Here is a 1,906-nt window from a genome sequence, read left to right on the forward strand (position 1 = left end):
CAGAAGGTGATGAGTTCCGGGGTGGGATGTTGGCAGTCGGTGAGGAGGAGGACGCGGGATTGTGCCATGCTTGATAAAATGGGGGATAGAGGAGATTTTCGGCACAGTTCCAGATGAGGTTATAGTTAGTAAAATTCTCGGCTATAATTAATTAGACAAACCAATCACTCATTTAGCCTAAAAATTTTAAAATTTTTATGAGTTCAACGCCTGAATTACTGAACCGAATTACGCAAAATCCCGGTCAATGTGGCGGTCGTCCCTGTATTCGAGGAATGCGAATTCGAGTCACGGATATTTTAGAAATGTTGGCAGAAAATGTTAGCATTCCTGAAATTTTAGAGGACTTTCCCGATCTAGAACTAGCGGATATTCAGGCTTGTTTGATCTTTGCTGCACGACGTACTGATTTTCCCAGACTAACCGCATGAAGATTTGGATCGATGCTCAACTGCCCCCACATTAGCCAATTGGCTAACAGAAACCTTTGGTTTGGAAGCGATCGCATTGCGAGATTTAGGACTTCGAGATGCTCAAGATATCGAAATTTTTGCAGCAGCACAGGCTGAAAATGTTGTGATTATGACGAAAGACAGTGATTTCATCGATTTGGTATGTCGTTTAGGATCGCCTCCTCAAATTTTATGGCTCACTTGTGGTAATGTCACTAACCGCAACTTGCGACAATTGTTGACGGCGACTTTATCTGATGCGTTAGAGCAATTGCGCCAAGGGGAAATGATTGTGGAAATTACGAATACTCCTTAAAAACGCAAATCCTCAAATCTCCTTTAACCAAGCTTCAATGGCAGATATCAGATTCGGTTGATTCGGCGGAAAGCCTTTTAACGGCGCGTCTAGGGGTGCGTCGGTGAGGAAGGTAACGGCAATGACTCCGGTGAGTTTTTCACAGAAGGTGATGAGTTCCGGGGTGGGATGTTGGCAGTCTGTGAGGAGGAGGGCGCGGTGGGGGAGGAGTTGGCGGCGTTGCAGTGGTTTCAGGTGGCGGCGTTGCGAGGGTGCAGGGGGTATTTAGCCTCAAAAATGTTAATTCGGCTTTGAGAAACTAGATTTTGAAAGGATTAATGATAGTTAATTGATGCTCTACAATTAAACCATCTTGCATATCTTCTGAATAAAGAATGTTTGCATTACCAGATAAAGCACTGGCGACTATTAATCCATCCCAAAAAGATAGATGGTAATTCATTCTCAATTGGGATGCTCTTTTCAGAATAGCCGTTGTTACATTTATCACTTGACATTGTTGTTCAAATTCTTCAATCAGTTGAATAATTTGGGTTTCAGAAAAATTAACTTTTTTCCTTAAAACCGAGCAAGTCTCATTAATAACCTGTGTACTGACTACGATATTGTTTAGGTTGGTTAATGAAACGGCTATTTTGCGTTTTCTAGCATCTTCCTGGGGATTTTGGTCTTGATCCGCTAAGAAACGATATAACCAGATATTAGAATCAATAAATATTGTTTGAGGAATCATGATTTTCTTTCGTGAATTTCCTCTCTGGTTAGTTTGCTCCACCCTTTAACACTAATAGGTTGTTTTGCTAATTGATCCATTAGTCTGGGCTTGGCTGTTTCTTCTGAAACAATAATCACTTTAACGTCACTTCCTTCTTGAATATTTTGTTGATATTCAGGCGGAATTTCTATCATACCTTGCTTAATTTGCGCTTTAAATTCAAAGGAGTTAACCATTCTCAACCTTCTTTTGTCTATAAAACTATGGATATTTTAACCTAAAAAATGCAAATCCTCAAATCTCCTCTAACCAGGTTTGAATGGCTGATATCAGATTCGGTTGATTGGGCGGAAACCCTTTTAACGGCGCTTCTAGGGGGTCGTCGGTGAGGAAGGCAACGGCAATGACCCCGGTGAGTTTTTC

Annotated in this window: 7 protein-coding genes; 2 read left to right on the plus strand and 5 right to left on the minus strand. The window is 41.3% G+C overall.

The window, feature by feature from the left end:
- On the minus strand, positions 1-148 hold a 148-nt coding region (locus tag JJD41_RS25900), incomplete at its 3' end, for a hypothetical protein (protein WP_375340846.1).
- A gap of 49 nt (positions 149-197) precedes the next feature.
- On the opposite strand from JJD41_RS25900, the gene JJD41_RS24465 reads away from it, so the two are divergent.
- Positions 198-431 (plus strand): DUF433 domain-containing protein, encoded by a 234-nt coding sequence (locus JJD41_RS24465; protein WP_200670486.1) that lies wholly within the window; start codon positions 198-200, stop codon positions 429-431.
- 61 nt (positions 432-492) lie between these two features.
- The gene (locus JJD41_RS24470) at positions 493-768 is read left to right on the plus strand and encodes a DUF5615 family PIN-like protein (RefSeq protein WP_234489172.1); all 276 of its coding nucleotides are present in this window, start codon (positions 493-495) and stop codon (positions 766-768) included.
- Positions 769-780: 12 nt separating this feature from the next.
- On the opposite strand, the gene JJD41_RS25905 is transcribed toward JJD41_RS24470, so the two are convergent.
- The 4 genes from JJD41_RS25905 to JJD41_RS25910 form a co-directional block, all read right to left on the minus strand.
- A complete protein-coding gene (locus JJD41_RS25905; protein ID WP_375340847.1) occupies positions 781-1,032 on the minus strand; it encodes an NACHT C-terminal alpha/beta 1 domain-containing protein in 252 nt (83 codons plus the stop codon).
- Positions 1,033-1,066: 34 nt separating this feature from the next.
- Complete coding sequence (locus JJD41_RS24475; protein ID WP_234489173.1) at positions 1,067-1,501, minus strand: PIN domain-containing protein; 435 nt, start codon at positions 1,499-1,501, stop codon at positions 1,067-1,069.
- Entirely contained in the window at positions 1,498-1,719 is a 222-nt protein-coding gene (locus tag JJD41_RS24480; RefSeq protein WP_200670487.1) for a hypothetical protein, read from the minus strand. The genes JJD41_RS24475 and JJD41_RS24480 overlap by 4 nt, the downstream gene beginning before the upstream one ends.
- Before the next feature lie 58 nt (positions 1,720-1,777).
- A partial coding sequence (locus JJD41_RS25910; RefSeq protein WP_375340848.1) for an NACHT C-terminal alpha/beta 1 domain-containing protein occupies positions 1,778-1,906 on the minus strand: 129 nt, incomplete at its 5' end.

The sequence above is a fragment of the Oxynema mangrovii CENA135 genome (assembly GCF_016632315.1).
Classification (GTDB): domain Bacteria; phylum Cyanobacteriota; class Cyanobacteriia; order Cyanobacteriales; family Laspinemataceae; genus Oxynema; species Oxynema aestuarii.

What these genes read in the sequence shown, in the direction of transcription:
- JJD41_RS24465 (WP_200670486.1), top strand. Translation starts at nt 198, where the DNA reads ATGAGTTCAACGCCTGAATTACTGAACCGAATTACGCAAAATCCCGGT.
- JJD41_RS24475 (WP_234489173.1), bottom strand. Translation starts at nt 1,501, where the DNA reads ATGATTCCTCAAACAATATTTATTGATTCTAATATCTGGTTATATCGT.
- JJD41_RS24480 (WP_200670487.1), bottom strand. Translation starts at nt 1,719, where the DNA reads ATGGTTAACTCCTTTGAATTTAAAGCGCAAATTAAGCAAGGTATGATA.